Raw genomic sequence first — 24954 nt, 5'->3', positions numbered from 1 at the left:
GCTCCTGCCTTGAGTACCGTGCTCAAGCAGAGAGTTGGCTCGCCGAGAAGGCGATGCGATCAGGTCCGCGACAATGAAACCTTCCCGACAACCGAGGCTCAGGAGATCGCGCTCACCCAGGCGAGCACTGTCAGAACGGCGACGAGTACGAGCCCGGCGATAAGGCAAAACAGCGCCCCCACAACCTTTCGGTGTTTGGCGGCGGCCGTCGCCCAAATGAGCAAGGTCATGTTGTGCGAGATCGCCGCGAACGGGCCGCCGTCAATGAACGCCGCAGCGACGCAGTCCGTACGTGGCGTCGCTGCGGCGTCGGCTACTGCAGGAGGGCGTCGTCGAGGTAATAGCCGTCGGTGCCGGACGTGGTCTCGACGTACCACGTGGCACCGGACAGCGTGCCGCTCCAGGACACGCTCGCCGTACCGGACAGCAACGTCCAGCCGGTCCCGGTGACGGCCGTCGCCGGCGTCATCGAGACGTAGCTGGTCGAGCCGCCTGCCGTGAGCGCCAGGGTGGCCTTGGCCGTGGTGGCGCTACCGCTCTGGGTGCGTACCCAGACGCTGGTGGTGTAGGTCCGGCCGTTCACCAGTTGCGACGTGACGTCCTGGCCGGCGCCGTTCCATGCGGCGGTGCGGCCGCTGAGCGCCAGCGAGCGTGTGCCGCCGTGGACGACGCCGGTGTCCGAGGACAGGGTGCCGGTGCCGAACACGCGCCATCCCGTGGTGCCGTTCTCCGCGGTGCCGTTGGTGAGCAAGTTGGTGCCGGCGGTACCGGCGAACTGCCACCAGTTCACGTTGAACAGCGAGCCGCTACCTCCGGTGAACCGCAGATACAGGTCCTGGGTGCCGGTGGCGCCGTTGACCGGGCAGCTGATGGTGGTCCAGGTCTGCCAGCCGCCGGTGCCCGGCACCGTACAGGTCCCGGCGAGGGTGCCGGTGGGGCTGCCCAGCCGCAGTTCGATGCGGCCACCGGCGGCCGCGGAGGCGACACGAGCGGAGAACGAGGTCGCACCGGATCCGAAGGCGACGCCCTTCACCTTGATGTAGTCGCCGTTGTCGAGATAGCCGACGTTCATGCCGCCTTCGCTCGACGGTTCGGTTTCGACACCGGAGCTCCAGGCGATGGTTTCGGCCTCCTGCCGGGCGTACGGATTGAGCGTCCCATTCTGTGGCGCGCCGCCCGTGGTCATGGTGATCGTCGGAATGGTGCCGTCGGCGTTGTAGCTGAATCTTTCCACGGCGACCGAGCGGGTGTATCCGCCACCGCCGGGCAACGCGCCGTTGTGGTAGAAGAAGTACGAGCTGCCGTTGAAGTCGATGACTCCCGGATGATTGGTAAAACTGCTGCCCTGAGTGGGCATGACGGTGCCACGGTAGGTCCACGGACCGGTCGGGCCGGGCGCGGTGGAATAGCCGATGAACTCCGAACAGCACCTGGCGGCGAAGACGTTGTAATAGACCCCGTTGCGTTTATAGACCCAGGGGCCCTCCTCGTACAGCGTCGGCCGGCTGGCGTTGCCGGTGCGGGTGCCGAAGCCGGCGGTGGTGAGCGGGATCTGGTTCACGCCGCCGCTGTAGCTGACCATGTCGGTGTTCAGCCGCACGTACCAGAGGTTGGGGTTTCCCCAATAGAGGTAAGCCTGGCCGTCGTCGTCGATGAGCACCGTCGGGTCGATCTCACCGTTCTCGACCAGCGGGCGCCCGATGGCGTCGGTGAACGGTCCGGTCGGGCTGGTGGCCACCCCGACACCGATGGCCATTCTCCCGGTCGCACGGTTCTTGACGGGTACGTACCAGTAGAACCTGCCGTTGCGCTGGACCACCTGGCCGGCCCACGCGTCGGCGCTCGCCCAGCTGAAGGTGGCCAGGCTCATCGGTGAGCCGTGGTCGGTCCAGTTGACCATGTCAGCGGACGAGTACAGCCGCCATTCCTTCATCGTGAAGTAGGTGGAGTTGTCCTCGTCGTGGCCGGTGTAGAGGTAGACGCGGCCGTTGTGCACCAGTGGTGCCGGGTCGGCGGTGTAGACGGTCTGCACGATCGGGTTGTCGGCCTGCGCGGCGGACGGGACCGCGATGAACGCGCACACCATGGCCACGACCCAGAGAAGCCTCTTCAGCATCAGCCCCGGCTCCATCGCTGGTTGGCGGCGGCGGTACAGGTCCACAGCAGGACCAGCGTGCCGTTGGCGGTCAGGTTGCGATCGACGTCCAGGCAGAGCCCGGAGGCGACGCCGCGGACGGTCCCGTCGGTGTTGAGGGTCCACTGCTGGTTGGTGCCGCCGTTGCAGTCCCAGAGCTGGACCTTGGCGCCGGCGCTCGCGTTGAGCGGCGCGTCGAGGCACTTGCCGAGCGCCTGAAGGGTCTGGCCGGTGGTGCTCCAGCGCTGGTTCGTGCCGCCGTTGCAGTCCCAGATGACCGGCTGGGTGCCGTTGGCGGTGTTCCCGTTCGGTACGTCGAGGCAGCGTCCCGAGGAGGCGCTGACGATCGTGGTGGTGGTCGGCGGTGTGCTGGTCCCGCCGCTGACCCGGTAGACCACGGTGCCGTGGCCGGGGACACTGGCGCTGATGCCGCCGGTGCTGGTCGTCGTCGCACCGGTCCAGGCGTCCTGCAGGGTGAAGGAACTGCCGGACTTGCCGATCGCCGCGGCCGTGGTCGAGACGGTCGTGGTGGAGCCGCCCTGGTTGAACAGGGCCACCGCGACGTCACCGTTGGCCAGCCTCTTGGCCAGCACTCGGCGCGTGCCGTCGTACGAAATCTGCGAAGCCTGCAGGCCGAGTGTGTCCTGATTGATCGCGATGAGGCGGGGGTTTTTCAAGATTGTCTGGGTGGCCGTGCTCATCGACCGCAGGTCGTTGCCGGCGATCAGCGGCGAAGCCATGATCGCCCAGAGCGCGAAGTGGCTGCGCTGCTCGGTGTCGGTCATGCCGCCGCGGCCGACCTCCATCATGTCCGGGTCGTTGAAACTCCCCGGCCGGGCGTAACCGGCGAGCGGGACGGTGACGTCGACGATGTTCTTCACGCCCATCGGATAGCCGTTGGTCTGCCCGGTGTCCCAGGCGTCGGTGATGTCCTCGGTGGTGCGCCACATGTTGGCGACGTCGCCCCAGTTGCGCTGCGGGCCGGTCTTGGCGTGGATGCTGTTCGGGTTGATGCTGTAGACGATCGGCCGGCCGGTCGCGGCGAGCGCGTCGCGCATCTTGGCGAACGTGGCGACCTGGTCGTTGATGGTGCCGCTCGGTGAGCACCAGTCGTATTTGAGGTAGTCGACGCCCCAGGCGGCGAACTGCCGGGCGTCCTGCACCTCGTGACCCTGGGCGCCGGTCGCGCCGGGGTAGCTGCCGAAGTACTGGGCGCAGGTCCGGTCCAGCGGCGCTTGGTAGATGCCGAACTTCAGCCCCCGTGCGTGCAGGTAGTCGCCCAGGGCTTTCATGCCGCTGGGGAACCGGTTCGGGTCGCCCTGCAGGTTGCCGGAGGCGTCACGGTTGGGGTTCATCCAGCAGTCGTCCACGACGACGTACTGGTAGCCCAGGTCCCGCATGCCACTGGAGACCATCGCGTCGGCCATCTGCCGGATCAGCGTCTCGTTGATGTTGCAGCCGAAGGTGTTCCAGGAGTTCCAGCCCATCGGTGGGGTACGGGCCACGCCGTTGTCCAGCGCCTTGGCGGGGGAGCCGGGCAGCAACAGCAGCACTGCGAGAAGTACGGTCGTCAGCTTCCTCATCATCGCCTCGTCCACAGTTGGTTGGGGGCATTGGTGCAGGTCCAGAGGATTACGGTGGTGCCGTTGGCGGTGGCGCGGCCGTTGACGTCCAGGCACAGACCCGACTGCGCGTTGCGGATCGTGCCGCCGGACGTGAACGTCCATCGCTGGTTGGCGGCGCCGCTGCAGTCCCACAGCTGCGCCTTGGTGCCCGCGGTGGCACCGGTGGGTGAGTCGAGGCACTTGCCCAGCGATCGGAAGGTCTGGCCGTCGTAGGCCCACTGCTGGTTCGCGGCGCCACCGCAGTCCCAGATGATCGGCTGGGTGCCGTTGGCGGTGCTGCCGTTCGGAAGGTCCAGGCACCGCCCGGAGCCGGTGCCGACCAGCGCCCCGCCCGTGCCGGTGACCGGGTCGCCGATGGTTCCGGGTACGGACCGCAGCGCCGCGTACCAGGTGGCGGCCATCTTGTCGTAGCCACCGGCGGTCGGGTGGATGCCGTCGATCAGGTCGGCCGTGGTGAGCGCGGCGTGCATGTCGACGAGGTGGACCCGCGAGCCCTTGCTCCGCACGATTCCGGGAAGCGCCGCATTGAAGGTACGGGCGGCAGCCTCCTGCCCCGGGTTGGCCAGCGGGATGATGGTGGCCACGAAGACGTCAGCCGAGGGCGCCGCGGCGGTGATGTGGTCGATCAGGGCGGAGAGCCGGCCGGGCGCGCCGGCCAGGTTGTAGTTCTGCAGTACGTCGTTGGTGCCGATGTGCAACAGCACGGTCCGTGGCGTACTGGAGCGCAGCCAGCCGCTGATGCCGGCGTCGATCTGGTCGATGCGCCATCCCGGGTGGCCTTCGTGGTCGTGGTCGCCGAGGGCGGCCGGTCCGTTGAACTGGGATCCGACGAAGTCCACCCGATATCCGGCGCTCGCCATCCGCTGCCACAGGCCGATCCGGTAGCCGCCGGGCACCTGTGTGCCCTCGGTGATGGAGTCGCCCAGCGGCATGACGCGCGTACCGCCGTTGGATTCCGCGGCGGCCGCACCGGGCTGGACGACGACACCGGCGACGGCCAATGCGACCGTGAGGACCGCTACGAGAAACGACCGTCTTCTTTTGGGCATGGCGATGCCTCCTCGGCGACCGGCTCAAATCAATGTGAGCTGCTGTTATCGCTCACAGCACGCTGCTTGCTGGGTGGTGCGGACCTTGGATGCGAGCGCTATCAGGCTGATTCGAGAGATTGCCAGGATGTTTCAAAACATTCAAGAGGTCTTTTGTGGTCATCTCGCTGAGAGATCGGAACAAGGTGCGACGACTCTGCTACACCTACGCGCATAACAATTTTTGAGCGTTCAAAAAGCATTGACGCTGACTGGGAGCGCTCCCGTAACATTCCTGTCATTGATGACAATAGATTTCAGAAAGAACATTCGGACGGCGGGCTCAAACCTCGACCGCGACGAACCGACGGGCCGATGAGGAGGCTTCCGGTGGCACATCGAAGAGCGAAGAACCGGGTACTCGGCGCGGCTGTCGCCGCCGCCGCGTTGTTGATCGTCGCGGGGACGGCGGTCCTGACGAGCGGGACCGCGTCGGCCGAGCAGGGCGCTGCCCTGGCAGCCACCGCGGGGTGCGGAAAGACGCCGACGTTGCGCGACGGTACATACACGATCCAGAGCGGCGGCCAGGCCCGCACCTACATCCTGCGGCTACCGGGGAACTACACCAGCAGCCAGCCCTACCGGCTCGTCGTCGGCCTGCACTGGCTCAACGGCAGCGCCAATGACGTGATCAGCAACGGGTTCTACGGACTGCAGCAGCGATCCGGCAACAGCGCGATCTTCGTGGCGCCCCAGGGCCTGGACGCCGGCTGGGCCAACACCGGCGGCCGCGACGTCACCCTGGTCGACGACATCCTGCGCGTGATCGAGAACGACCTGTGTGTCGACACGTCCCAGCGGTTCGCGCTGGGCTTCAGCTATGGCGGCGCGATGAGCTACGCCCTCGCCTGTGCCCGGCCGACCGTGTTCCGGGCGGTCGCGCCGATCGCCGGCGCCAACCTCAGCGGCTGCTCGTCAGGATCCCAACCGGTCGCCTACTTCGGCATCCACGGCATCCGGGACAGCGTCTTGAACATCTCGATGGGACGCACGATCCGGGACACCTTCGTCCGCGCCAACGGCTGCACGGCGCAGAACCCGCCGGAGCCGACGCAGGGCAGCGGAAGCCACATCACCACCGCCTACTCGGGATGCCGGGCCGGTTATCCGGTCCAGTGGGCCGCGTTCGACGGCGACCACGTGCCCCTTCCGGTGGACCGCAACGCCTCGTCGTCCTGGATATCCGGCGAGGTGTGGCAGTTCTTCACCCAGCTCGGCAGCACCACGCCGCCGTCGAGCCCGACGCCCGGCCCCAGCTCGCCCGGCCCGTCCACACCGCCGGGTGATGCGGCGTGCCGCGCCACCAGCACCGTCAACGCCTGGAACAACGGCCTGACCGCCAACGTGACCGTCACCAACACCGGCAGCTCGGCGATCAACGGCTGGACCGTGGCGTTCAGCCTCCCCGCCGGCCAGACGATCACCAACGGCTGGAACGCCACCTACGCGCCCACCTCCGGACGGGTCACGGCGACCAATGTCAGCTACAACGCGGGGCTGGCGCCCGGTGCGTCGGTCAGCTTCGGGTTCCAGGCCACCCACACCGGCAACAGTGGGCCGCCGACGGCGTACGCGCTCAACGCTGCCGCCTGCACCAGCGGGTGACGAGGCCGACGCCCTCGCTTGACACGGCAGCGCATTCTGACGATGGCACCGACGCATGGACGGCGGTGCATATCCCAGCACGACCGGCGACAACTGCTTCACCACTCCGGACCGCACGGTGGTCAACTGCGAGTCCAACCGGCCGAGCTGAAATCTGCGGGGAAGGATCCCCATGAGACGTAGCACTCGGCTGACCAGCGTCGGTCTCGGTATCTTCACCACGGTCGCGGTCGTCGGCACCGCGGCCGCGCCGGCACAGGCGGCCGCCGCCGGCGTCGCTTCGGCAGCCGGGACAACGGTGCAGTACAAGGCCGCGGCCGGCAAGGCCAACCAGGTCGTCGTGACCCGCTCCGGCCGGACGATCACCATCGACGACAAGGTCGCGGTCAGGGCCGGCAAGGGCTGCAAGGCGGTCAAGGGCGACAAGACCAAGGTGCGCTGCACCACGACGAAAGCGCCGACCCGGGTACGTGTCTACCTGGGCTCCCGCGGCGACTCGGTCACCAACCGGACCGGCGTGCCGATGACCGCGTACGGGAGCACCGGCAACGACCGCCTCATCGGTGGATCGGGCAAGGACCAACTGTTCGGGGGAAGCGGCAGCGACAAGATCTGGGGCCACGCCGGCGCGGACAGCATCGACGCGGGATCGGGTTCCGACACTGCCCGCGGCGGCTCCGGTGACGACCGGATCCAGGGAGGTTCCGGCTCGGACTGGATCGCCACCGAGTCCGGCGAGGACCTCGGGCTCGGCGGCACCGGCAACGACACCATCTACCTCGGTACCGGCTGGGACGCCGCCGAGGGTGGCGGCGGCAACGACGTCATCGACGCCGGCGACGGCGACGACCGGATTCACGGTGCGAGCTTCAACGACTCGGCCGAACCGGTGGCCGACCGCGGCAGTGACACGCTGCGCGGCGGGAGCGGGCAGGACCGGCTCGAGGGCAACGGGGGCGCTGACCGGCTCGAGGGCGGCGACGGTGACGACCAGCTCGCCGGTGACTTCTTCCGTACCGATGCCACCAACACCAGGGAGTTGGGGGCACCGGACGTCGTGCTCGGTGGCGCCGGCTACGACGAGGTGAACTACGGCGCCTACACCAACCCGCTCACGATCGACCTCGACGGCCAGCCCGGCGACGACGGCCAGGCCGGCGAACACGACACGGTCGGTGCCGACGTCGAGGGACTCATCGGCGGACCGGGCGACGACCGGCTGACCGGTAACGCCGCCGCCAACTACATCCAGGGCGATCGCGGCAACGACGTCCTCCGCGGCGGCGGCGGCAACGACTTTCTCCGCGACGGGATGGGCCACGACGAGCTCTACGGCGACGGCGGTGACGACGAGATCTATGCCGAATGGCCGGACACCGAACCGGACCGGGTGGACGGCGGCGCGAACGCCACCGCGACCGGGGACATCTGCCGGGTCACCCCGGACGACGTCGTGACCACCTGCGAGGCCGTGTATTACGACCGGTAGTGAGCTAGGCCGACCAGCGATCACGCTGGTCGCCGTGAAGTGTGGGCAGCCAGCATTAGCCGGGGGCGGCTGTCAGTGAGCGCTGCCTTGTCCCCCGTGCGAGCTACCCGTAAGTGCCCACCGCGGGGTGACGTTTGCCGGCCGTCGCATCCATAGCCTTCGTCGTAGCCGCGGCACCGAGGTCGCGGCCCGGTGAAGGAGTCCTCGTGCGTCTGGTGAAACAGTTCGTGGCCGTTGCGGCAGTCGCCTTCGTCGGCGGTCTCAGCGCCGCGGCATTGCAGGACAACGCCTGGCTCACGCTGATCATCGGTGCCGTGACATCCGTCGCCGCGGTCCTCGTCTACCGGTGGGTGGTGCGGAGGTCCGCACCGAGGGCATGGGGTCGAGCGCCGCGTCACCGGGTGGCAGCGGGCGCGGCCTCACCGGTCTCAGCCAGCGGGTGGGTGTGCTGGGTGGAGAGTTCAGCGCCGGTCCGCAGCCGGGCGGCGGCTTCGTGGTCCGCGCCCAGATCCCCGCCGGGGATCCGTTGTGACGGTGCCGCTGCGGGTCCTGGTCTGCGACGACCAGGCGCTGATCCGCACCGGGTTCGCCACGATCATCGGCGCGCAACCCGACCTCCGGCTGGCACCCGTCGGCCCTGTCATGAACTACGCGTCGATCGGCCTGTTCGATCTGGCCGACGGCGTACCGAACTACGAGTTCGCACTTCCGGAGATGCAGACGTCCGGAGCGCTCGTCGTCGGCGGCAAGAAGTACCAGGTGAAGGGCACTTCCTGGCTGGACAGGCAGTGGGGTGAGATGCCGACGTCGCTTACCCGGTGGACGTGGATGAACCTCAGCATGCCGAATGGCGACAAGGTCGCCATCTGGGACACGATCGGCGCCGAATCCCAGAACAGTTGGGCGACAGTCCTGCATCCGGACGGCTCCTACGACGTGGTCGACGTCGAGCCGCTCGCACAGGGCGCCTCCCGGCAGTGGACCAGTCCGGCCACCGGCCAGACCTATCCCACTCGTTGGCGCATCCGCATTCCCGCCCTACGCTCAGAGCTCGACGTGCGGGTCACCGGAAGTCCGGACCAGGAGGTCGAGACTCCCGACAGGAGCGGCTACCTGGAGGCCGCAGCGGCTTTCACCGGTAAGTACAACGGCAAGACGGTCCGTGGTGAGAACTACGTCGAGATGACCGGGGAGTGGAACCCCTGATCCGACATCACTCCGGGATCGAACGCTGATCCCGGGGTGATCGTGTGCTCGACGTCGATCCGGCTGATGTAATCCGGACGGGCAACATGCCGTCCTCCGCGTGGGCATGGCCAACGGTCAGCTCGCTCTGCAGTACGAGCACGGCTCCCCCGACCGCCGCCGCGTCCGATCCGCTGACCGACGGCACGACCCGCACCGGGTGCGCCCGGCGGGCGAACGTGCGCCGGTCCACCTCCTGCTGGATCAGCGTCTGGTATATCGAGCCGGCCACGGCGAAGCTCGGCCCGGCGAGAACGATCAGGTCCAGATCGAACAGGCTGGTGATCGTCACGGCGGCGCAGCCCAGATACCGCGCCGACTGTTCGATGAGATGTCGCGCGTCCGCGTTGCCGGCGTTCGCGGCGGCGGCGATGCGCGCGAACTCGCTGAGGAAGTCCGTTCCTGCCGGGTCGAGCACCAGCTGATCGGCGAGCCCGGGGGTATCCAGCGCCTGCCGGACCACGGCAGCCGGACCGGCATAGTTCTCCAGGCAACCGCGGTTGCCGCACGGGCACTCGTCGCCGTGAACATCGATGGAGATGTGGCCGATCTCCACACTGTTCGAGGAACTGCCGCGATACACCTCCCCGGCCACGACGACTCCGCCGCCGATCCCGGTGGCCATGTAGATGCAGCCGTAGGTGCTGCGCGGGTCGACTGTGCCTATCCAGTACTCGCCGATCGCGGCCGCGGCGGCATCGTTGTCGAGCACGACGGGCATGCCGAGGATCTCGGCCAGTCGTGGTGCGACCGGGTAGTCGAACCACTCGTCGGTCGGCTGCGGGGTCAACAGCAGGCCGGCGTGCCGGTCCTGAGGGCCGTAGCTCACCAGGCCCACTCCGAGCACCCTGTCGCGGTCGACGGCCGCCGCGTCCAGTAGCCCGTTCACGTGCGTGGCCAGGAACGGCAGCGCTTGCTGTGGCGGCATCTGGGCCGTGCCGCGAAACGAGGTCCTGGCCACCTGTCGCCCGGCCAGGTCGACGATCACGATGACGCAGGCATTGCGTTCGAGCTGCACACCGACGCTGTAGCGGGCGTTTGGGTTGAGCTGCAGCAGCGTGGGTGGCTTGCCACCAGTCGACGCGCCGCGCCCCGCCTCGACGACCAGTCCGTCGGTCATGAGGTCCCGGACAGCCTCGGAGATCGTCGGCGGCGTCAGGCCCGAGGACGCCGCGAGTTCAACCCGGCTGATCGTGCGGGCCGCCCTGATCAGGTCGAGCACTACCCCGCGGGTCTTCAGCCTGCTGCCCCAGACCGGGCTGGTCGGCATGCAACCTCCTCAGCAGCCAGCATCGACTTTCACAGATCAGCTTACTTTGTGCCCGTCCCAGTGATTGGCCGCAATCGATGGCGACGAAGTCGCGCGGGTGTTCCAGGACATTGACTTTGGTAGATAGCCTAAATAAGGTGCTGGGAGCGCTCCCAAACGACGATCGCCTCTGAAACCTAGGAGATCAGATGATGAGATTTCGTCGTACTCTGCTGGCCTCTGGCGCCGCCGCGGCGCTCGTGGCCGGCGCCGTGGCCACGGTCATGCAACCGGCCGCGGCGGCGACCACCGGCTGCTCGGTCACCTACACGGTGCAGAGTCAATGGCCCGGCGGGTTCACCGCAAACGTCGGCATCACGAATCTTGGGTCGGCCGTCACGAGCTGGACGCTGACGTTCGACTTCCCCAGCCCCAGCCAGAAAGTCAACCAGGGCTGGAGCGCCGCCTGGGCGCAGTCCGGCGCCCGGGTCACGGCCGCAAGCATGAACTGGAACGGGGCACTCGGCACGGGGGCGTCCACATCGATCGGCTTCACCGGCGCATGGAGCGGCACGAACCCGGTACCGGCCTCGTTCTCGCTCAACGGCACCGCGTGTACGGGCTCCGTGGTCCCGCCGACGTCGAGTCCCACCTCCGCCCCGCCGAGCACCCCGCCGGACAGCGGCCCGGCTCCAGAACTCAAGGTCTCGGGCAACAAGATCGTCACCGCGGACGGCCGGGCGTACCGGCTGCTCGGCGTGAGCCGCTCCAGCGGCGAGTTCGCCTGCGTGCAGGGCAAGGGACTCTGGGACTCCGGTCCGGTCGACCAGGCCTCCGTCGACGCGATGAAGACCTGGAACATCCGCGCCGTACGCATTCCGCTGAATGAGGAGTGCTGGCTCGGCGTCAATGGCTCGCCCAGCGGCGCCGCCTACCAGCAGGGCGTCAAGGACTACGTGGACCTGCTGGTCGCCAGCGGCATCAACGTGATCCTGGATCTGCACTGGACGTGGGGTGCCTACACCACGGGGCCGGACTGGCACTGCAAAGAGGAACACGCGACCTGCCAGAAGCCGGCGCCCGACGCGCGATATGCCCCGCAGTTCTGGACCGGCGTGGCCGAGACGTTCAAGGGCAACGACGCGGTCGTCTTCGACCTGTTCAACGAGCCGTACCCGGAGATCGCCAGCGACTGGAACAAGACACTGGGCTGGCAATGCCTGCGCGACGGCGGCACCTGTACCGGCATTCCCTATGAGGTGGCCGGCATGCAGGACCTGGTCGAAGCGGTACGCGCCACCGGCGCCACGAACATGCTGATGGTCGGCGGACTCGAGTGGACCAACGACATGCGGGAGTGGCTGGCGTACAAGCCGGTCGATCCGCTGAACAACATCGCCGCGTCATGGCACGCGTACAGCTTCAACGCCTGCGCCAGCGAGTCCTGCTGGGACAGCCAGATCGCCCCGCTGGCGCAGCAGGTCCCGGTGGTCCTGGGTGAGTTCGGTCAGGACGACTGCGCCTTCGACTACATGCAGCGGCTCGTCACCTGGGCCGACGCGCACGACATGGGATACCTGGCCTGGACCTGGAACCCCTGGGGCTGCACCAGCGGCGCCGTACTCATCAAGGACTGGTCCGGCACCCCGGAACCCGGCGTCGGCGAAGGCTTCAAGGCGCACCTGCTGACCCAGAGCCCGTACGTCTAGCACACCTTTCCGGCCGGCTCCGAGAACGCGGGCCGGCCGGAAAGCCCCTCATCTTCAAGGTGAAGATCCGTCTGGTGGAGAGAAGAAAGCCCACCAGCACGGGCGTCGACCGCATGTCCAGGCGCTCCAGCGCCGCCATCACCGCGCCGGCTTGGTCTGGGAGAGCAGGAAGTCCGTCACGGCCGGGGCGAAGGCGGGCCCCAGTTGGGGTACGTGGACGCCACCGTTGATGGTCCACGCCTGCACGCTCGACCCGTCGGCGCACCCCTGCACGTAGGTGCGTATCGACGTCTCGGCGGCCGGGAGGTCGGTGACCAGGTCGAGCGCAGGTTCGTCGCGCCCGGTCTCGGCGCACCGGTTGTGGCCCACCCATTGGGCGACGGTGCTGGCTGCCGACGGGTAGGCGGTGCCGTCGATGGCACCGCCGCTGAATGTGACGATCTCGTCGTTGCTGCTGTGGATGGCGAGCACGCTCACCGGTTCGGACGGCCGGCACCGCGCGGCGTCGTTCCAGGTCGCGCCGTTGAGCGAGACGATTGCGGTGATCTGGTCGGCGTGGTCGCAGGCCATCCGGAACGACATGAACCCGCCGTTCGAGTGGCCGATCAGGTAGACCCGGGAGGGGTCGATCCGGTACGAGTTCTGGATGGAGGAGATGAGCTCGCTGAGGTATCGCGAGTCGTCCGGTTCCGGATCGGAGAATGCGCAGCACGCGTCGGTGGCGTTCCAGTAACGACGGCCCCGGTGGTCGGTGGATCCGTCGGGATAGGCGTAAATGAATCCGTGCCGGTCCGACTCCGCCGTCAGTCGCAGGTACATTTCCAGTTCCCGCGGGCTGGACGTGTATCCGTGCAGTCCGAGGACCAGCGGTGCGGGCCGGGCCGGGTCATAGGAGTCCGGGACGTGCACGTTGACCGCCCGGCCGCCGATTTCTACCGGCGCGGAGGGGTTGGACCCACCGCAGGCCAGCGTCACCAGGACGGCCACCGCGACGGTCATGGCCCGAGCCGCCTGCTGCCAGTGTCGAGCCATGGAGCCCAGAGTACCGCTCGGCACAATGCCGTTACTTATGACTGATTCAAGCAAAACAACTCGCAGATTCCGGCATATCGTACGGCCTATTGACCAGTTCAAATAGAACCGCAGATACTCGAAAACGTGTCGGCCATCAGCGCGCACCCCGGCCTTCGCGGCGGCAACCACCGTCGCGTCGTCCACGCGCTGCGGCGTCACGGCGCGCTGACCCGTGCCGCGCTCGCCGACGGCGGGCTCTCCCGGTCCACGGTGACGGCCGTGGTCGCCGAGTTGCTCGAGACCGGCCTGCTCATCGAGATCAGCGATCCGGCGCGCGACGGGCGGGCCACCGGCCGGCCACCGACCCTGGTCCGGCTCAACGGCGAGCTCGGCGTCACCGTCGGTGTGGAGATCGCCAACGGGATCGTCCGGGCCGCGGTCTGCGACGTCGCCCAGGAGCTGCTGGCACACGACTCGATCGCCACCGACGACCAGGCCGACCCGCGGACCACCCTGGCCGCCACCAGCACGCTGATCGATGAGTTGCTGGAGCGCACCGGCTTCGGCCGCGACCGGGTGATCGGTGTCGGTCTCGCCGTTCCCGGCCCGATCCAGCGGCGCACCGGGCTGACCGGCCGGGCCTGCACGCTCAAGCCGTGGGCCGGCATCAACCCGAGCACGGTCGCCACCGAGGTGCTGCACCTGCCGGCGCTCGCCGACAACGACGCCAACCTGGCCGCCCTGGCCGAGCTCACCTGGGGCGCGGCCCGCGGGCTGCGCGACTACGCCTACATCTACACCGCGAAGGGCATCGGCGCGGGTTTCGTCATCAACGGCGAGATCTATGCCGGCGCCAACGGCACGGCCGGCGAGATCGGCCACACCACCCTCAACGAGGACGGCCTGGTCTGCGAGTGCGGCGGCCGCGGCTGCCTCAACACCCTGGCCAACCCGGACGCCATCGCCCAGCAACTGTGGCAGATTCACGGCCGCCGGCTGCGGCTCGCCGAGGTGATCGACCTCGCGCAGGCCGGGGACGCCGGCTGCCGGCGGGTGCTCGCCGACGCCGGCCGCCACATCGGTGTCGCGATGGCCAACATGTACAACCTGCTCGATCCGGAGCTGATCGTCATCGGTGGCAACCTGGCCGCGGCCGGGGCCATGCTGATCGACCCGCTCCACCAGTCGATGGTGCGCCGGGCGATCCACGCCGGCGAAGCCGTGCCGGCCGTCGTCGCCGGCGCCCTGGACCCGGAAACGGTCGTGGTGGTCGGCGCCGCGGCGGCCGTGTTGCGGGACTCGGCCACTTTCCCTCTCCCCGCGTGAGGTGTGTGAAGAGCGAACCCTGACACCACCCGAGGTGTGAAGATCATGACATTCCAACATCGTGCCCGTGTCCTGGCCGCCACGACCGCCGCCCTGCTCGCCGCGCCGGCGTGCAGCACCGGATCATCCGACGGCGACACCGCCGCCGGCAGCGGCACCGAAAAGATCAAGATCGCTCTGTCGAACTCGTTCATCGGCAACACCTGGCGTGTCGAGATGGAGAACGTGTTCAAGGCGGCCTGCGGCATGCCGCCGTACAAGGACCAGGTCGAGTGCTCCGTCTACAACGCGGGCAACGACGCGGCCACGCAGAACCGGCAGATCGCCAACCTGATCGCGCAGGGCGTCGACGCCATCGTGATCAACGCGGCGTCGACGACCGGGCTCAACGGCACCGTGCAGCAGGCCTGCGACCGCGACATCGTGGTCGTGTCGTTCGACAACACCGTCGGCAACCCGTGCGGGCTGACCGTCAACACCGATCAGATCAAGTTCGGTGAGCAGCTGGCACAGTTCGTCGTCGACGAGCTCGGCGGCACCGGCAACGTCATGATGGTCACCGGCGTGGCGGGCACCGGCGCGGACAACGACCGCAACGCCGGGGCGAAGAAGGTGTTCGCCGCCAATCCCGGGATCAAAGTGGTCGCTACCTACAGCGGGATGTGGGACTCGGCGACCGCGCAGCGGCAGACCGCCGCCCAACTGCCCAGCCAGCCAAAGGTGGACGGCGTCTGGGTGTCCGGCGGCACCGACGGTGTGATCAAGGCGTTCATCGAGGCGAAGCGGCCGATGCCGGTGGTCGGTGGCGAGGCCGAGAACGGCTTCCGCAAGTACCTGGCCGGGGTCAGCGAACCGAAGGTCAACGGCATGTCGATCGGGCAGCCGCCGTACCTGTCGGTGATCTCCCTGGAGCTGGCCCGGGCCGTGGTCAAGGGCGAGCACGACAAGAAGAGCATCACCATCCCGTTCCCGATGGTGAACTCGGAGACGGTGAAGGTCGGCGAGACGGTGTTCCCGGACCTGCCGGACAGCTTCTTCGCCGACTTCACCGACTCCGGGCCCGAGGCCACCGTCGTGCTGTGCCAGGAAGCCGCCACCGACGGCACCCCGTGCCCGGGTGAGCTGACCGTCCGGCTCGGAGCCTGACGTGCTGATGGTCAGCGGGGTGTCGAAGTCGTTCGGGGGCGTCAAAGCACTGCGGGACGCGTCGTTCGCGGCGCGTCCCGGTGAGATCCACGCCCTGGCCGGAGAGAACGGCGCCGGCAAGAGCACCCTGATCAAGGTGCTCTGCGGGGTGCTGCGCCCCGACTCCGGCACGGTCCAAACCACGGGTGAGCTGGCCACCGCCTTCCAGGAGCTGTCGCTCGCGCCGGACCTGACGGTGGCCGAGAACCTGTTCCTGCACGATCCGCCGCGCGGGCGTCTCGGCCTGGTCCGCCGTAGCGTCCTGGCTCCGCGCGCCGACGAACTGCTGCGCCGTTTCGGCGTGGACTACGTCGACAGCCGGGCGGTCACCGCGGACCTGTCCGTGGCGCACCGCCAGATCGTCGAGCTCGTGCGTGCCCTGGCGACCGAGCCGGAGATTCTGGTGCTCGACGAGCCGACCGCCGCGCTGCAGGAGAGCCAGGTCGCCTGGCTGGCCGGGCACATGCGCCGGCTGCGCGAGCAGGGCTGCTGCGTGGTGTTCACCTCGCACCGGTGGCGCGAGATCGAGGACCTGGCCGACCGGGTCACCGTGTTCCGCAACGGCAGCCACGTCACCACCCGCGAGAAGCTCGGCGAGGCGGAGGCGGTCACTCTGATGAGCGGCCGGTCGATCGACCGGACCTATCCGCGACTGCCGCCGGTTCCGGCCGGCGCCGACCGTACGCTCACGGTCTCTGGATTGCGTGCCGGCGCATTGCGGGAGGTTTCGTTCGACCTGCACCGCGGCGAGGTGCTCGGCGTCGGCGGCCTGGCCGGGCAGGGGCAGGCCGACCTGTTCCTCGCCCTGTTCGGCGCCCGCCGGGCGGCCGGCGGAACCATCCAGCTCGCCGGGCGGCCGCTGCGGGTGCGCCGGCCGCGCGACGCGATCCGGGCCGGCATCGGGATCGCGTACGTGCCGGAGGACCGCAAGTCCGAAGGCCTGCTGCTGCCCATGTCGGTGCGTGACAACCTGGCCCTGGGCATCCTGGACCGGCTGAGCAGCGCGGGGCTCGTGCGCCGGAGCGCCGAGCGGGCCGCAGTCCGTTCGATGGTGACGCAGCTCGGCATCGTGGCGAGCCGTCCGATGACCCAGCCGGTCGGCACCCTTTCCGGCGGAAACCAGCAGAAGGTGCTGATGGGCCGGTGGCTGCTCACCGACGCCGAGGTGCTGCTGCTCTACGACGTGACCCGGGGTGTGGACGCCGCGACCAAGCACGACTTCTACCAGCTCATCGCGCAGCTCGCCGAACGCGGCAAGGCGATCCTGCTCTACTCCAGCGAGACCGAGGAGATCGCCCACCTGTGCCACCGCGTGCTGGTACTGCGCGAGGGCCGCATCGCCGCGGAGCTCGCCGGGCCGGTCGGTGACGCCGAGCAGATCGTGGCCGCATCCATGAGGGAGCGACGGTGAAACAGGCCCTGCTCGTGCTGACCGGCACCTACACCACCTACCTGCTGGTCTACACCACCAGCCTGGGGCACCTGCCCACCCCGTTCGACTACCTGTCGCTGCTCAACACCTGCCTGCCGTTGATCTTCGTGGCGATCGGGCAGAGCCTGGTCGTGCTCACCGGCGGCATCGACCTGTCCGTCGGCGGCATCATGAGCCTGGGCATCGCGATCATCGCGGCGCGCGGCGGCACCGCCACCGCCGCACTCACCGTTCTCATCATCTGTACGGCCTGCGGAGTGCTCAACGGTCTGCTGGTGGCCCGCGGCCGGATCGCCCCGATCCTCACCACATTGGCCACCTTGTCAATCTTCAGTGGGCTCGCGTTGCGTACCCTCCCGGTCCCTGGTGGATCGATAGATCCCGGCCTGCGTGCCGTGCTGACCCACCCGGACGTGCCCACCGGCCTGATCTGGCTGGGCGCCGCCGTCGGCGGCTGGCTCGTGCTGCGCCGCACCCGCTTCGGCATGCGGATCTACGCGGTCGGCAGCGACGAGGCCGCCGCCCGCGCCACCGGCATCCCGGTGGTCCGGGTCAAGGTCGGCGTGTACGGGCTGTGCGGCCTGTGCTGCGGCATCGCCGCCGTGCTGTACGTGTCCGCGACCACCTCCGGTGACCCGAACGCCGGCATGCCGTTCATCCTCACCTCGATCGCCGCCGTCGTGGTCGGCGGCATCGCGTTCACCGGCGGGCGCGGCAGCGCGCTCGGCGCGATGGCCGGCGCCGTCGCGCTCACGCTGGTCACCGACGTGCTGTTCTTCGCCGGCATCGACCCGCTCTACCAATCCCTGTTCCAGGGCCTGTTCCTCGTCGTCGCGGTGCTGCTCGGCAGCGGCGCGGTGCTGGCCGGCAACCGGCGGAGGGCCGCCGCATGAGCATCGACACCCAGGCGAGCACGCAGGCGGAGACCGGCAAGCGCCGGCTCGACTCGCTCACCCCCAACACCAAACTCATCCTGTACGCCTACGCGGCCACGGCCGCGGTATTGCTGGCGGGTGCGCTGTTGCATCCGGGGTTCGCCGGATGGGCCAGTCTGCGCGCGATGCTCATCGTCGCCAGCTTCATCGGCTTCGTCGCCGCCGGGCAGATGCTGGTCGTCCTGATCGGCGGGATCGACCTGTCCATCCCGTGGGTGCTCAACTCCGCCGCGATCGTGTTCACCACCGCCGGGCTCGGGCAGAGCGGTCGTCTGCCGTACGCAATCGCCCTTGCTCTTTGCGTGGGTGCTGCCGTCGGCCTCCTGAACGGCTTGGGCGTCGCCTGGCTGGGGGTGCCCGCGGTGGTGATGACGCTGGGCCTCAACGGCATCATGCAGGGCCTGTCACTCGGCCTCTCCGGTGGCCTGACCTGCTCTTCCTGTGCCTCCTACGCGCCCGAACCGCTGCGCCGCCTGGTCCAGGGAGACACCCAGCTGCTGCTGTGGGCCGCCGTGGCCGTGTTCGTGACCGTGCTGCTCAGCCTGACCCGGTTCGGCCGGCACGTGTACGCGGTCGGCAACAGCCCCCGCGCCGCCTACCTCGCCGGAGTGCCGGTACGCAGCGTCACCGTCACCCTCTACACGCTCAGCGGAGTGTTCGCCGCCCTGGCCGGGATCACGCTGGTCGCCTACGGCGGGCAGGCCTCCCTCGGCCTCGGCGACCCCTACCTGTTCGAGTCGATCGCCGCGGTCGTGGTGGGCGGGGTGTCCATCCTGGGCGGCCGCGGCCACTACATCGGCGTGGTGGCCGGCTCGGTCACCCTGGTCGCCATCGTCACCCTGCTACAGGCCAAACAGGTGCCCGAGTACGGGCGCGACATCATCTACGGCCTGGTGATCCTGGCCATCCTGTTCACCTACGGACGGGACCGAGAACATGACTGACGTGACCGCTCTGACCGACATCGTCTGCGAGCTCGGCGAGAGCGCCCTCTGGGACGACCGGCTGGCCCGGCTCTACTGGGTCGACATCACCGGGCAGCGGATCTTCGCGCTAAACTGGGCGAGCCGCGCCACGAAGGCGCTGGACGTGCCTTCGCCGGTAGGAAGTGTGGCCCTGCGCGTCGACGGTGGCTTGATCGCTGTGTTGCCGCACGCGGTCGTGCACTGCGACGTGGACCGACAGACCATCGAGCCCGTCCACGACGTCGAGCCGGATCTGGACGCCAACCGCTGCAACGACGGTGCCGTGGACGCCTGGGGCCGGTTCTGGTTCGGCACCATGGACCTCGGCGAGAAACTGCCGACCGGCTCGTTCTACCGCTTCGACGGCGGTCTGCACCGGGCCTTCGGCGGGATCGTCTGCCACAACGGGCCGGCCTGGAGCCCGGACGGCCGGGTTCTGTATCACGTCGACTCGGCCCGGCGGCTGATCACCGCGTACGACTTCGACGGCCCGGCCGGCACCGTCGGCGCGGGCCGCACGTTCGTCTCCGACGAGGGCGAGGACTGGTTCCCGGACGGGGTGACGGTCGACGCCGAGGGCTTCGTCTGGAACTGCAAGTGGGACGGCGCCCGGATCGTGCGCTACTCCCCCGACGGTTCGGTGGACCGGGTGCTGCACGTACCGGTCCCCCGGCCGACCCGGTGCGCCTTCGCCGGCGACGACCTCAGCGTCCTCGCGGTCACGACGGCCCGGATCGGCCTACGCGACCCGGATCCGCTGTCCGGGCGGGTCTTGCTGCTCGACCCGGGAGTGGCCGGCCTGCCGGCACACCGATACGGCGCATGAGTGGTGTTGACGCTTCGTCATCACGCCGAGCCCAGAACGCCGAGATCAGGCCACAAAGATGCAGAACGGATGGCCCGGGGGATCCGCGAAGACGAAGAGCGGCTCGTCAGGATCGTTCGTTCGGTCGAACAACAACTGAGCCCCGAGCGCCTCGGCCCGCTGCCGCTGCAGGTGCAGCTCTTCGAGGTTGGGAACCGTCAAGTCGAGGTGCATCTGCATCGGGACGTCATGTGCCGGCCAGGTTGTCCGCCGCAGCTGCTCAACCCGTTGAAACGCCAGCTTGCGGGCACCGTTCGAGTCGGTGAGGACAAGCCAATCCTGTTTGTCCTCGTGACCGCCGTCGGCGGCAGGTTCGTCGCCCTGCCGGTATTGCAGGCCCAGCAGCCGGCGGTAGAACTCCGCAAGTGCGCGAGGATCAGTGGTGTCGATGACGGTGTGCAGCAGATGGGGATGTCGAGCCACCATGCCTCCTCGGGATCGAGCGCTCTGCCATACTCTCATCGGCCAGAGCAGGTACGACTCGGGATGACCTCGGATGAGGCCCGTGCTGCGCTCGAGACCATCGGCGCGCTGCGGCAGACGGCTCGCGGCGAGCTTGCCATCCATCTCGACAGCGGCTTCAGCGTGGGTTGCGGAGTCGGGGCGACGCTCGACCGGGCCAACGCGATCGAAGTGTGGCGTCCACACGAGCGAGACGTGGTCCGGTACCGCGACGTCGACGTGTTCGGCCTGGTTACTGATCGGCGCTCGTCTCCCGCGAGGACGAAGGCCCGCTCATTCGGCAAGTCCGTGCACCAGGGCAACAGGCACGCTGTCACGGTAGGCAGCGAGCGGATCGCGGCTAGATCCGTGCAACGGGACGATGGCCCGGCACTCTCGGATCATGACCTCCACGCAATGCCCTCCTCGCCGCGAAGAAGTCGACGCCTGGTTTGCCGCCCTGCTGGCCGGTACGCGCACACGTGACAAGGCAGACCGGTGGGCTGCCCAGTGGCGCGGATGCCGCGGTCGACGACGAAGTCATCTGGTGGGCTCTCGGTCTACTCCACGGCATCGACTTGCCCACCAGCCCGGACGGCAGTGGCTCGCCGAGTTCCGCCACCACTGCGCGATGTCCCCCTCCAGCGAGGCGTCAAGCGGCGAGTAGTGCGGCGCACTCCCGGCATGCACAACCGTCCCGACCCCGTAAGCGCCGTGTTCAGGGCCTGGTTGTGTCCAACCGCGCATCATCAGCGGCAAATCGGGACAACTGATCGTGAGTGGCTGTGGTGGAGCACTGTCGGAAGGGTTTGGTGTCGCGCAGTCTCGCCGGTTGGGCAGCTCGGCGACCTGACTTCATGAGCTCTGCGTGATGACCTGGGCAACCAGCCGGACCAGCCCGAAAGATCCGTACACGGTACGCAGCCGGACCACCACATCCACCAGCGACCCCGGCGCCCAACTCGGACCCAGATCTGCACTTGCCCGAAATTCTTGGTTGGTCCGGGCGCTCGGATTGAGCTCGACCAGCGGCGCCACCCATACCTCGTCGCCCTGCACCAATACAACACGGTCCGCTTGCAGAGAAGGCGGCAGGACGTCCGCCTTGTCGGTAGAAACCCTTACCCCCACCGACAGCCGGCCCTGATTGTCGAAATCTCGGAAAAGCGGATCATCAGAGGCGATCTTAGGAGAGAAGTCACAGTGGAGGCCGACTTCAACGGTCACTGGGAAGTCACCGAGCATAGCCCTGTTCTGCGGCGCCTGCGTCATCAGCACAAGCGGCACGTCGACCGCCCGCAGCGTCGCCCCCATCCGGATCTCGGCGAGCCAATGGAAAGCGCGCTCGACCGCGGGCGAGATAGTGACCGGCTGGTGCATCAATCGCTCCGATGGCCGTACTGGGACCGCCGCGGAAAGCACCATGTCCACCAGCATCCGAACGATGGTGGACCAGTTTTCGCGGCCCCTGCTGTACACACTGTGGTAGGTCACCGCGCAGGCGAGAACATCCACGATTGCCTCGACGTCGGCGTCCGGCGGCAGATCGCCTCGGGCGATCCCCCGCTCCAGCACGGTCATGACGACGCCTCGCCATTTGCGTTCGCCCAACTCCCGGATACGCGCGACGCTCTCGAGGTCATTGCCGGCGGTCAGCGCCATTTGCAGCAGCGTGCGTGCCGAGTCGGACTGAGCTGGGTAAGTGCCGACCAACTGGATCAACGCCTGAAAGAGCTCCGAACTGGTGCTTCCAAGATCTGGAACCTCGCTCACCCACCGTTCCCGACCCAAGGCCTCGGCATACAGCAGATCCGGACGCAAGCAGAGCCGGTAGAGGTCGTCGGAGTCCATGCCCATCCGCTCGGCGACGTCGGACGACGCGAACATCTGCGGCCTCCATAGCGCTGCGAAGACGTTGGCGGTCGCTTCGACGATGGCCGCTGCGGTGTCGGGGTCCAGTTCCGGTCGATCACCCACGCGTCCAGCCTAGAGCGGGCGCGCGTGGCCCGAAACGCATGCACTCATCTCGGCAGTTCAGCACGCCGACCGGCAGAGGGTGTCGACCACCGAGCGCGACTGCACGTCGTCTCCAGGCGCGCACGGACAGCGCCATGAGCGCATGCCGGCGACGTCCGGACAGCGGAAGCGGTACAACCGGCAACTAGGTCGCGCCGAGGGCGGAAAGAGCGGCCAGTGCCCGGCGCCGGACGTACTCATCGTCATCCTGCGCGAGCTGCTTCAAAGCCTGGACGGCCCCCTCGCCGAGAGCGCACGGAAGGATGATCGCTATCTGCCATCGTGCCTGGGGCTGTTCGACCAGTCGTGGCGAAGCCTCCAGGGCCGCCGCGATCCGCTCATCCTCGTTCTCGCGGGCCAGGACGTACAGCAACTCATGTCGTTCCGTCTCGCTCAACTCGGCCGAGGTTGCGAGACGATCGCGCACCGCGGTCAAGAGCTCCTCCCAGTGGGGATGGTTGCACTCCCCCTCGACGCCATAGCCGAGCCCGAGCACATCGTGCACCGCTATCGGCCCACTCGCGGAAACGGTGCACCTCGTAGCCGAACGAATCCATAAGCCAGGCTTACTGGATGTTGGACGCCTTCCAGGCCAACATGGCCGCGCTCCAGCACCCACGCAGCAAAGGTTCCTCGCACCATGATCCGGCATCCGCATCTCGGCAAAGTCGGACGCCGAGCGCCCGCGACCCGGCTACGGCGCGTGACGTGCTTGTTGGCGGCCAGCGCACTCGGACAGCGGCTAGATCAGTGCGCGGTTCGTCTTGTGCGCTTCCGCGGCCGGCGCGCACGGACTGCGGCAGAGGCGCGCGTCCGTGTCCGATCTGATCCACCCCGTGTCTCGCGGACTGCCGATCCGGACTCGTGATTTGGTGCGACTCGGGGTCCACTGATTGCCTTAGGTAGCGTCTGCCGCCATGATTCCTTCCCCCGGCCGTACTTCCGCCGTCGTTGTCACCGGTGCGGCTCGATGGTGGGTGGCCGCGGGGCGATTTCTGCTGTTCGCGCTGGCGGCCGCGTCAGCGGTGGTATGGGCCCTCGGCGTGACCGTGCTCCAGCCGCTGAGCGAGCCAACCGGCCCGGAAGCCTTCGGCGAGAACAACACGTATTGGGCCCGGGAGCTGCGCTGGGGTGCGCTGATCGCCCTCGTTCTGGTGCTTGTCGTGCTGGCACGTGGCAGCCGCTGGACCACCTACGGTGCGGTAGCGGGAGGTGGCGCCTGGCTGGCGGTCGACGTCGGCCTCGCCGGATCGACAAGACCTCCGGCACGGCGGAACTCGCGATTGCCGCCGGCGTGGCCGCACTGCTCTGTTGCGCCATCATGGTGGCCGTCCCGGCCGCCCCTCGTCCACGTGCGCTACTCGCCGTGGCTACCGTGGCTGCCGTCGCGTCCGGGGTGGCGACGGCCACCGAGTCGCCCACCGACGTCGAGCCTGCACTCACCACGGGCAGCGCCGCAGTCGGTTCCCTGCTGGCGCTGGTCGCCGTCGCTGCTGCGGTACACGCGGCCGGCCCGCTCAGCCGGCCACCCACCCGCAGGACGGTTCAGGTCAGTGCCCTCGCCGGGGCCACGCCGTGGCTCCTGCGCTACGTCTCCCCGCAGCCGAGCGGAGGCCGGTACCTTGCGATCTTCGCATTCACCGTGCTGCTGGTCGTCAGCGTGGTCGCGCTCGCCGGACCCCGCGCTGAATCTCGGCGACACCGGTACGGCCACGCAGCGGTGGCCGCCATCGTCGCTGTCACGCTGCCGGCGATGTACCTACCGCTCGCGCTGCTCGCCATCGTTTTGCAGATCGGCGAACCGTTCACCGAGCTAGCCGCCAACACGCCGATCAACACCGCGGACGAGGACGTCGTATTGATCGCCCTTACCATCCCGATCGGGCTGGTCCTCGCCCGTATCCTGCGGGATTTCACGCTCGACGAGTCGGCCGGCGCACCAGGCGGTAAATCTGGCCGACAGTAGAACGGCAGGCTCCACGAGACATCAGCCCAGGCGGAAGAGCCAGAGACGGGCGTTTCGGATGCGCGCCGAACCTCGGCGGGACAACTGCTCCATCGCGGCAGATCAGGGCGCCGACGCCTCCATCATGTGTCCCGTTGGTGGTGCCGGTAGCGGACCTCGGTCACCGTCATGCCGCGTGAATCGTCGGTCCTCGACGATCCGTCCGCGCGCCAACCACCGGCTTCGTAGAAGCGTCGAGCCCGCTCGTTGCTTTCCAAAACCCACAGGACCATTTCGCGGTAGCCCGCCTCCGCGAGCCGACACAGACCGGCCTCCATCAGAAGCTTGCCGACTCCCTGCCCCCAATGCTTCGGCAGCACGTAGACGGCCTGGATCTCGCCCACCCGCCGAGAATCTGTATCGGAGTCGCGGCACGGCGAGACGTAAATGAATCCCACGACACCGTCAACCGGATGTTCCGCGACGAGAGTTCCGGTAGGTGCATGATCCGATCGAAGATGCTGGGCCCATATCTGCCGGCGTCGCGATAGATCAAGCTGATCAAGGTGAGCCTGGGGGAACTGCCCGCGGTATGCCTCCTGCGAGGTGTGTACGTGCACCACAGCAAGCGCATCAGCGTCGTCCGCGGTTGCCACTCTGACAATCACGGCAGCTATCGTGCCATC

At 68.3% G+C, this 24954-nt stretch carries 21 protein-coding genes; 12 read left to right on the top strand and 9 right to left on the bottom strand.

Annotated features, from left to right (window positions below):
• Nucleotides 1–313: 313 nt before the first annotated feature.
• Genes I4J89_RS47290 through I4J89_RS47280 form a run of 3 tightly spaced genes read right to left on the bottom strand, consistent with a single transcriptional unit; the run spans nucleotide 314 to nucleotide 4808 of the window.
• Nucleotides 314–2116, bottom strand: coding sequence for a family 43 glycosylhydrolase (locus I4J89_RS47290; protein WP_196420805.1), 1803 nt, complete (start codon nucleotides 2114–2116; stop codon nucleotides 314–316).
• The gene (locus I4J89_RS47285) at nucleotides 2116–3720 is read right to left on the bottom strand and encodes a glycoside hydrolase family 27 protein (protein WP_196420804.1); all 1605 of its coding nucleotides are present in this window, start codon (nucleotides 3718–3720) and stop codon (nucleotides 2116–2118) included. Before I4J89_RS47285 ends, I4J89_RS47290 begins: the two co-directional genes overlap by 1 nt.
• Nucleotides 3717–4808, bottom strand: a complete 1092-nt coding sequence (locus I4J89_RS47280; protein WP_196420803.1) for an RICIN domain-containing protein — start codon at nucleotides 4806–4808, stop codon at nucleotides 3717–3719. The genes I4J89_RS47285 and I4J89_RS47280 overlap by 4 nt, the downstream gene beginning before the upstream one ends.
• A gap of 369 nt (nucleotides 4809–5177) precedes the next feature.
• Here I4J89_RS47280 and I4J89_RS47275 point away from each other — a divergent pair, with 369 nt between their 5' ends.
• The 4 genes from I4J89_RS47275 (at nucleotide 5178) to I4J89_RS47260 (ending at nucleotide 9147) form a co-directional block, all read left to right on the top strand.
• Complete coding sequence (locus tag I4J89_RS47275; protein ID WP_309238792.1) at nucleotides 5178–6452, top strand: CE1 family esterase; 1275 nt, start codon at nucleotides 5178–5180, stop codon at nucleotides 6450–6452.
• Nucleotides 6453–6624: 172 nt separating this feature from the next.
• Nucleotides 6625–7941: a calcium-binding protein gene (locus tag I4J89_RS47270; RefSeq protein WP_196420801.1), complete on the top strand. Its 1317-nt coding sequence runs from the start codon at nucleotides 6625–6627 to the stop codon at nucleotides 7939–7941.
• 346 nt (nucleotides 7942–8287) lie between these two features.
• The gene (locus tag I4J89_RS47265) at nucleotides 8288–8473 is read left to right on the top strand and encodes a sensor histidine kinase (protein ID WP_373688220.1); all 186 of its coding nucleotides are present in this window, start codon (nucleotides 8288–8290) and stop codon (nucleotides 8471–8473) included.
• Nucleotides 8470–9147, top strand: coding sequence for a lipocalin-like domain-containing protein (locus I4J89_RS47260; protein WP_309238791.1), 678 nt, complete (start codon nucleotides 8470–8472; stop codon nucleotides 9145–9147). The genes I4J89_RS47265 and I4J89_RS47260 overlap by 4 nt, the downstream gene beginning before the upstream one ends.
• A 7-nt stretch (nucleotides 9148–9154) precedes the next feature.
• Here the strand turns inward: I4J89_RS47260 and I4J89_RS47255 are convergent, their stop codons facing one another.
• Nucleotides 9155–10456 (bottom strand): ROK family transcriptional regulator, encoded by a 1302-nt coding sequence (locus I4J89_RS47255; protein WP_196420800.1) that lies wholly within the window; start codon nucleotides 10454–10456, stop codon nucleotides 9155–9157.
• 188 nt (nucleotides 10457–10644) lie between these two features.
• On the opposite strand from I4J89_RS47255, the gene I4J89_RS47250 reads away from it, so the two are divergent.
• On the top strand, nucleotides 10645–12144 hold the full coding sequence (locus I4J89_RS47250) for a cellulase family glycosylhydrolase (protein WP_309238790.1): 1500 nt from the start codon (nucleotides 10645–10647) through the stop codon (nucleotides 12142–12144).
• A 138-nt stretch (nucleotides 12145–12282) separates the two neighbouring features.
• On the opposite strand, the gene I4J89_RS47245 is transcribed toward I4J89_RS47250, so the two are convergent.
• Nucleotides 12283–13176 (bottom strand): CE1 family esterase, encoded by an 894-nt coding sequence (locus I4J89_RS47245; protein WP_196420799.1) that lies wholly within the window; start codon nucleotides 13174–13176, stop codon nucleotides 12283–12285.
• A 126-nt stretch (nucleotides 13177–13302) separates the two neighbouring features.
• Between I4J89_RS47245 and I4J89_RS47240 the strand changes: the two genes are divergently transcribed.
• Genes I4J89_RS47240 through I4J89_RS47215 form a run of 6 tightly spaced genes read left to right on the top strand, consistent with a single transcriptional unit; the run spans nucleotide 13303 to nucleotide 19827 of the window.
• Nucleotides 13303–14484: an ROK family transcriptional regulator gene (locus I4J89_RS47240; protein ID WP_196420798.1), complete on the top strand. Its 1182-nt coding sequence runs from the start codon at nucleotides 13303–13305 to the stop codon at nucleotides 14482–14484.
• A gap of 45 nt (nucleotides 14485–14529) precedes the next feature.
• On the top strand, nucleotides 14530–15630 hold the full coding sequence (locus I4J89_RS47235) for a sugar ABC transporter substrate-binding protein (protein ID WP_196420797.1): 1101 nt from the start codon (nucleotides 14530–14532) through the stop codon (nucleotides 15628–15630).
• A 7-nt stretch (nucleotides 15631–15637) separates the two neighbouring features.
• Nucleotides 15638–17080, top strand: a complete 1443-nt coding sequence (locus I4J89_RS47230) for a sugar ABC transporter ATP-binding protein (RefSeq protein WP_196420816.1) — start codon at nucleotides 15638–15640, stop codon at nucleotides 17078–17080.
• Complete coding sequence (locus tag I4J89_RS47225) at nucleotides 17077–17994, top strand: ABC transporter permease (protein ID WP_196420796.1); 918 nt, start codon at nucleotides 17077–17079, stop codon at nucleotides 17992–17994. Before I4J89_RS47230 ends, I4J89_RS47225 begins: the two co-directional genes overlap by 4 nt.
• Nucleotides 17991–18980, top strand: coding sequence for an ABC transporter permease (locus I4J89_RS47220; protein WP_196420795.1), 990 nt, complete (start codon nucleotides 17991–17993; stop codon nucleotides 18978–18980). The genes I4J89_RS47225 and I4J89_RS47220 overlap by 4 nt, the downstream gene beginning before the upstream one ends.
• Nucleotides 18973–19827: an SMP-30/gluconolactonase/LRE family protein gene (locus I4J89_RS47215; protein ID WP_196420794.1), complete on the top strand. Its 855-nt coding sequence runs from the start codon at nucleotides 18973–18975 to the stop codon at nucleotides 19825–19827. The genes I4J89_RS47220 and I4J89_RS47215 overlap by 8 nt, the downstream gene beginning before the upstream one ends.
• 45 nt (nucleotides 19828–19872) lie before the next feature.
• Here I4J89_RS47215 and I4J89_RS47210 read toward each other — a convergent pair whose 3' ends face one another.
• The 3 genes from I4J89_RS47210 to I4J89_RS47200 form a co-directional block, all read right to left on the bottom strand.
• Nucleotides 19873–20433, bottom strand: coding sequence for a VOC family protein (locus I4J89_RS47210; RefSeq protein ID WP_230860790.1), 561 nt, complete (start codon nucleotides 20431–20433; stop codon nucleotides 19873–19875).
• Between the two features lie 729 nt (nucleotides 20434–21162).
• Nucleotides 21163–22284, bottom strand: a complete 1122-nt coding sequence (locus tag I4J89_RS47205) for a TetR-like C-terminal domain-containing protein (RefSeq protein ID WP_196420793.1) — start codon at nucleotides 22282–22284, stop codon at nucleotides 21163–21165.
• A 184-nt stretch (nucleotides 22285–22468) separates the two neighbouring features.
• Complete coding sequence (locus I4J89_RS47200; RefSeq protein ID WP_196420792.1) at nucleotides 22469–22828, bottom strand: hypothetical protein; 360 nt, start codon at nucleotides 22826–22828, stop codon at nucleotides 22469–22471.
• Between the two features lie 861 nt (nucleotides 22829–23689).
• Between I4J89_RS47200 and I4J89_RS47195 the strand changes: the two genes are divergently transcribed.
• Entirely contained in the window at nucleotides 23690–24289 is a 600-nt protein-coding gene (locus I4J89_RS47195) for a hypothetical protein (protein WP_196420791.1), read from the top strand.
• 122 nt (nucleotides 24290–24411) lie between these two features.
• Here I4J89_RS47195 and I4J89_RS47190 read toward each other — a convergent pair.
• Nucleotides 24412–24954 (bottom strand): GNAT family N-acetyltransferase (locus I4J89_RS47190; protein ID WP_230860789.1); only part of this gene is annotated, 543 nt, incomplete at its 5' end.

It is taken from the genome of Actinoplanes aureus (genome assembly GCF_015704865.1).
Classification (GTDB): Bacteria; Actinomycetota; Actinomycetes; order Mycobacteriales; family Micromonosporaceae; genus Actinoplanes; species Actinoplanes aureus.
Note: the sequence above shows the minus strand (reverse complement) of the source record. Positions and strands in the feature narration are given on the sequence as shown.

Excerpts from the sequence above, each read along its gene's own strand:
- I4J89_RS47290 (WP_196420805.1), bottom strand. The coding sequence starts at position 2,116 with ATGCTGAAGAGGCTTCTCTGGGTCGTGGCCATGGTGTGCGCGTTCATC.
- I4J89_RS47285 (WP_196420804.1), bottom strand. The coding sequence starts at position 3,720 with ATGATGAGGAAGCTGACGACCGTACTTCTCGCAGTGCTGCTGTTGCTG.
- I4J89_RS47280 (WP_196420803.1), bottom strand. The coding sequence starts at position 4,808 with ATGCCCAAAAGAAGACGGTCGTTTCTCGTAGCGGTCCTCACGGTCGCA.
- I4J89_RS47270 (WP_196420801.1), top strand. The coding sequence starts at position 6,625 with ATGAGACGTAGCACTCGGCTGACCAGCGTCGGTCTCGGTATCTTCACC.
- I4J89_RS47255 (WP_196420800.1), bottom strand. The coding sequence starts at position 10,456 with ATGCCGACCAGCCCGGTCTGGGGCAGCAGGCTGAAGACCCGCGGGGTA.
- I4J89_RS47250 (WP_309238790.1), top strand. The coding sequence starts at position 10,645 with ATGATGAGATTTCGTCGTACTCTGCTGGCCTCTGGCGCCGCCGCGGCG.
- I4J89_RS47245 (WP_196420799.1), bottom strand. The coding sequence starts at position 13,176 with ATGGCTCGACACTGGCAGCAGGCGGCTCGGGCCATGACCGTCGCGGTG.
- I4J89_RS47235 (WP_196420797.1), top strand. The coding sequence starts at position 14,530 with ATGACATTCCAACATCGTGCCCGTGTCCTGGCCGCCACGACCGCCGCC.
- I4J89_RS47230 (WP_196420816.1), top strand. The coding sequence starts at position 15,638 with ATGGTCAGCGGGGTGTCGAAGTCGTTCGGGGGCGTCAAAGCACTGCGG.
- I4J89_RS47220 (WP_196420795.1), top strand. The coding sequence starts at position 17,991 with ATGAGCATCGACACCCAGGCGAGCACGCAGGCGGAGACCGGCAAGCGC.
- I4J89_RS47215 (WP_196420794.1), top strand. The coding sequence starts at position 18,973 with ATGACTGACGTGACCGCTCTGACCGACATCGTCTGCGAGCTCGGCGAG.
- I4J89_RS47210 (WP_230860790.1), bottom strand. The coding sequence starts at position 20,433 with ATGGATGGCAAGCTCGCCGCGAGCCGTCTGCCGCAGCGCGCCGATGGT.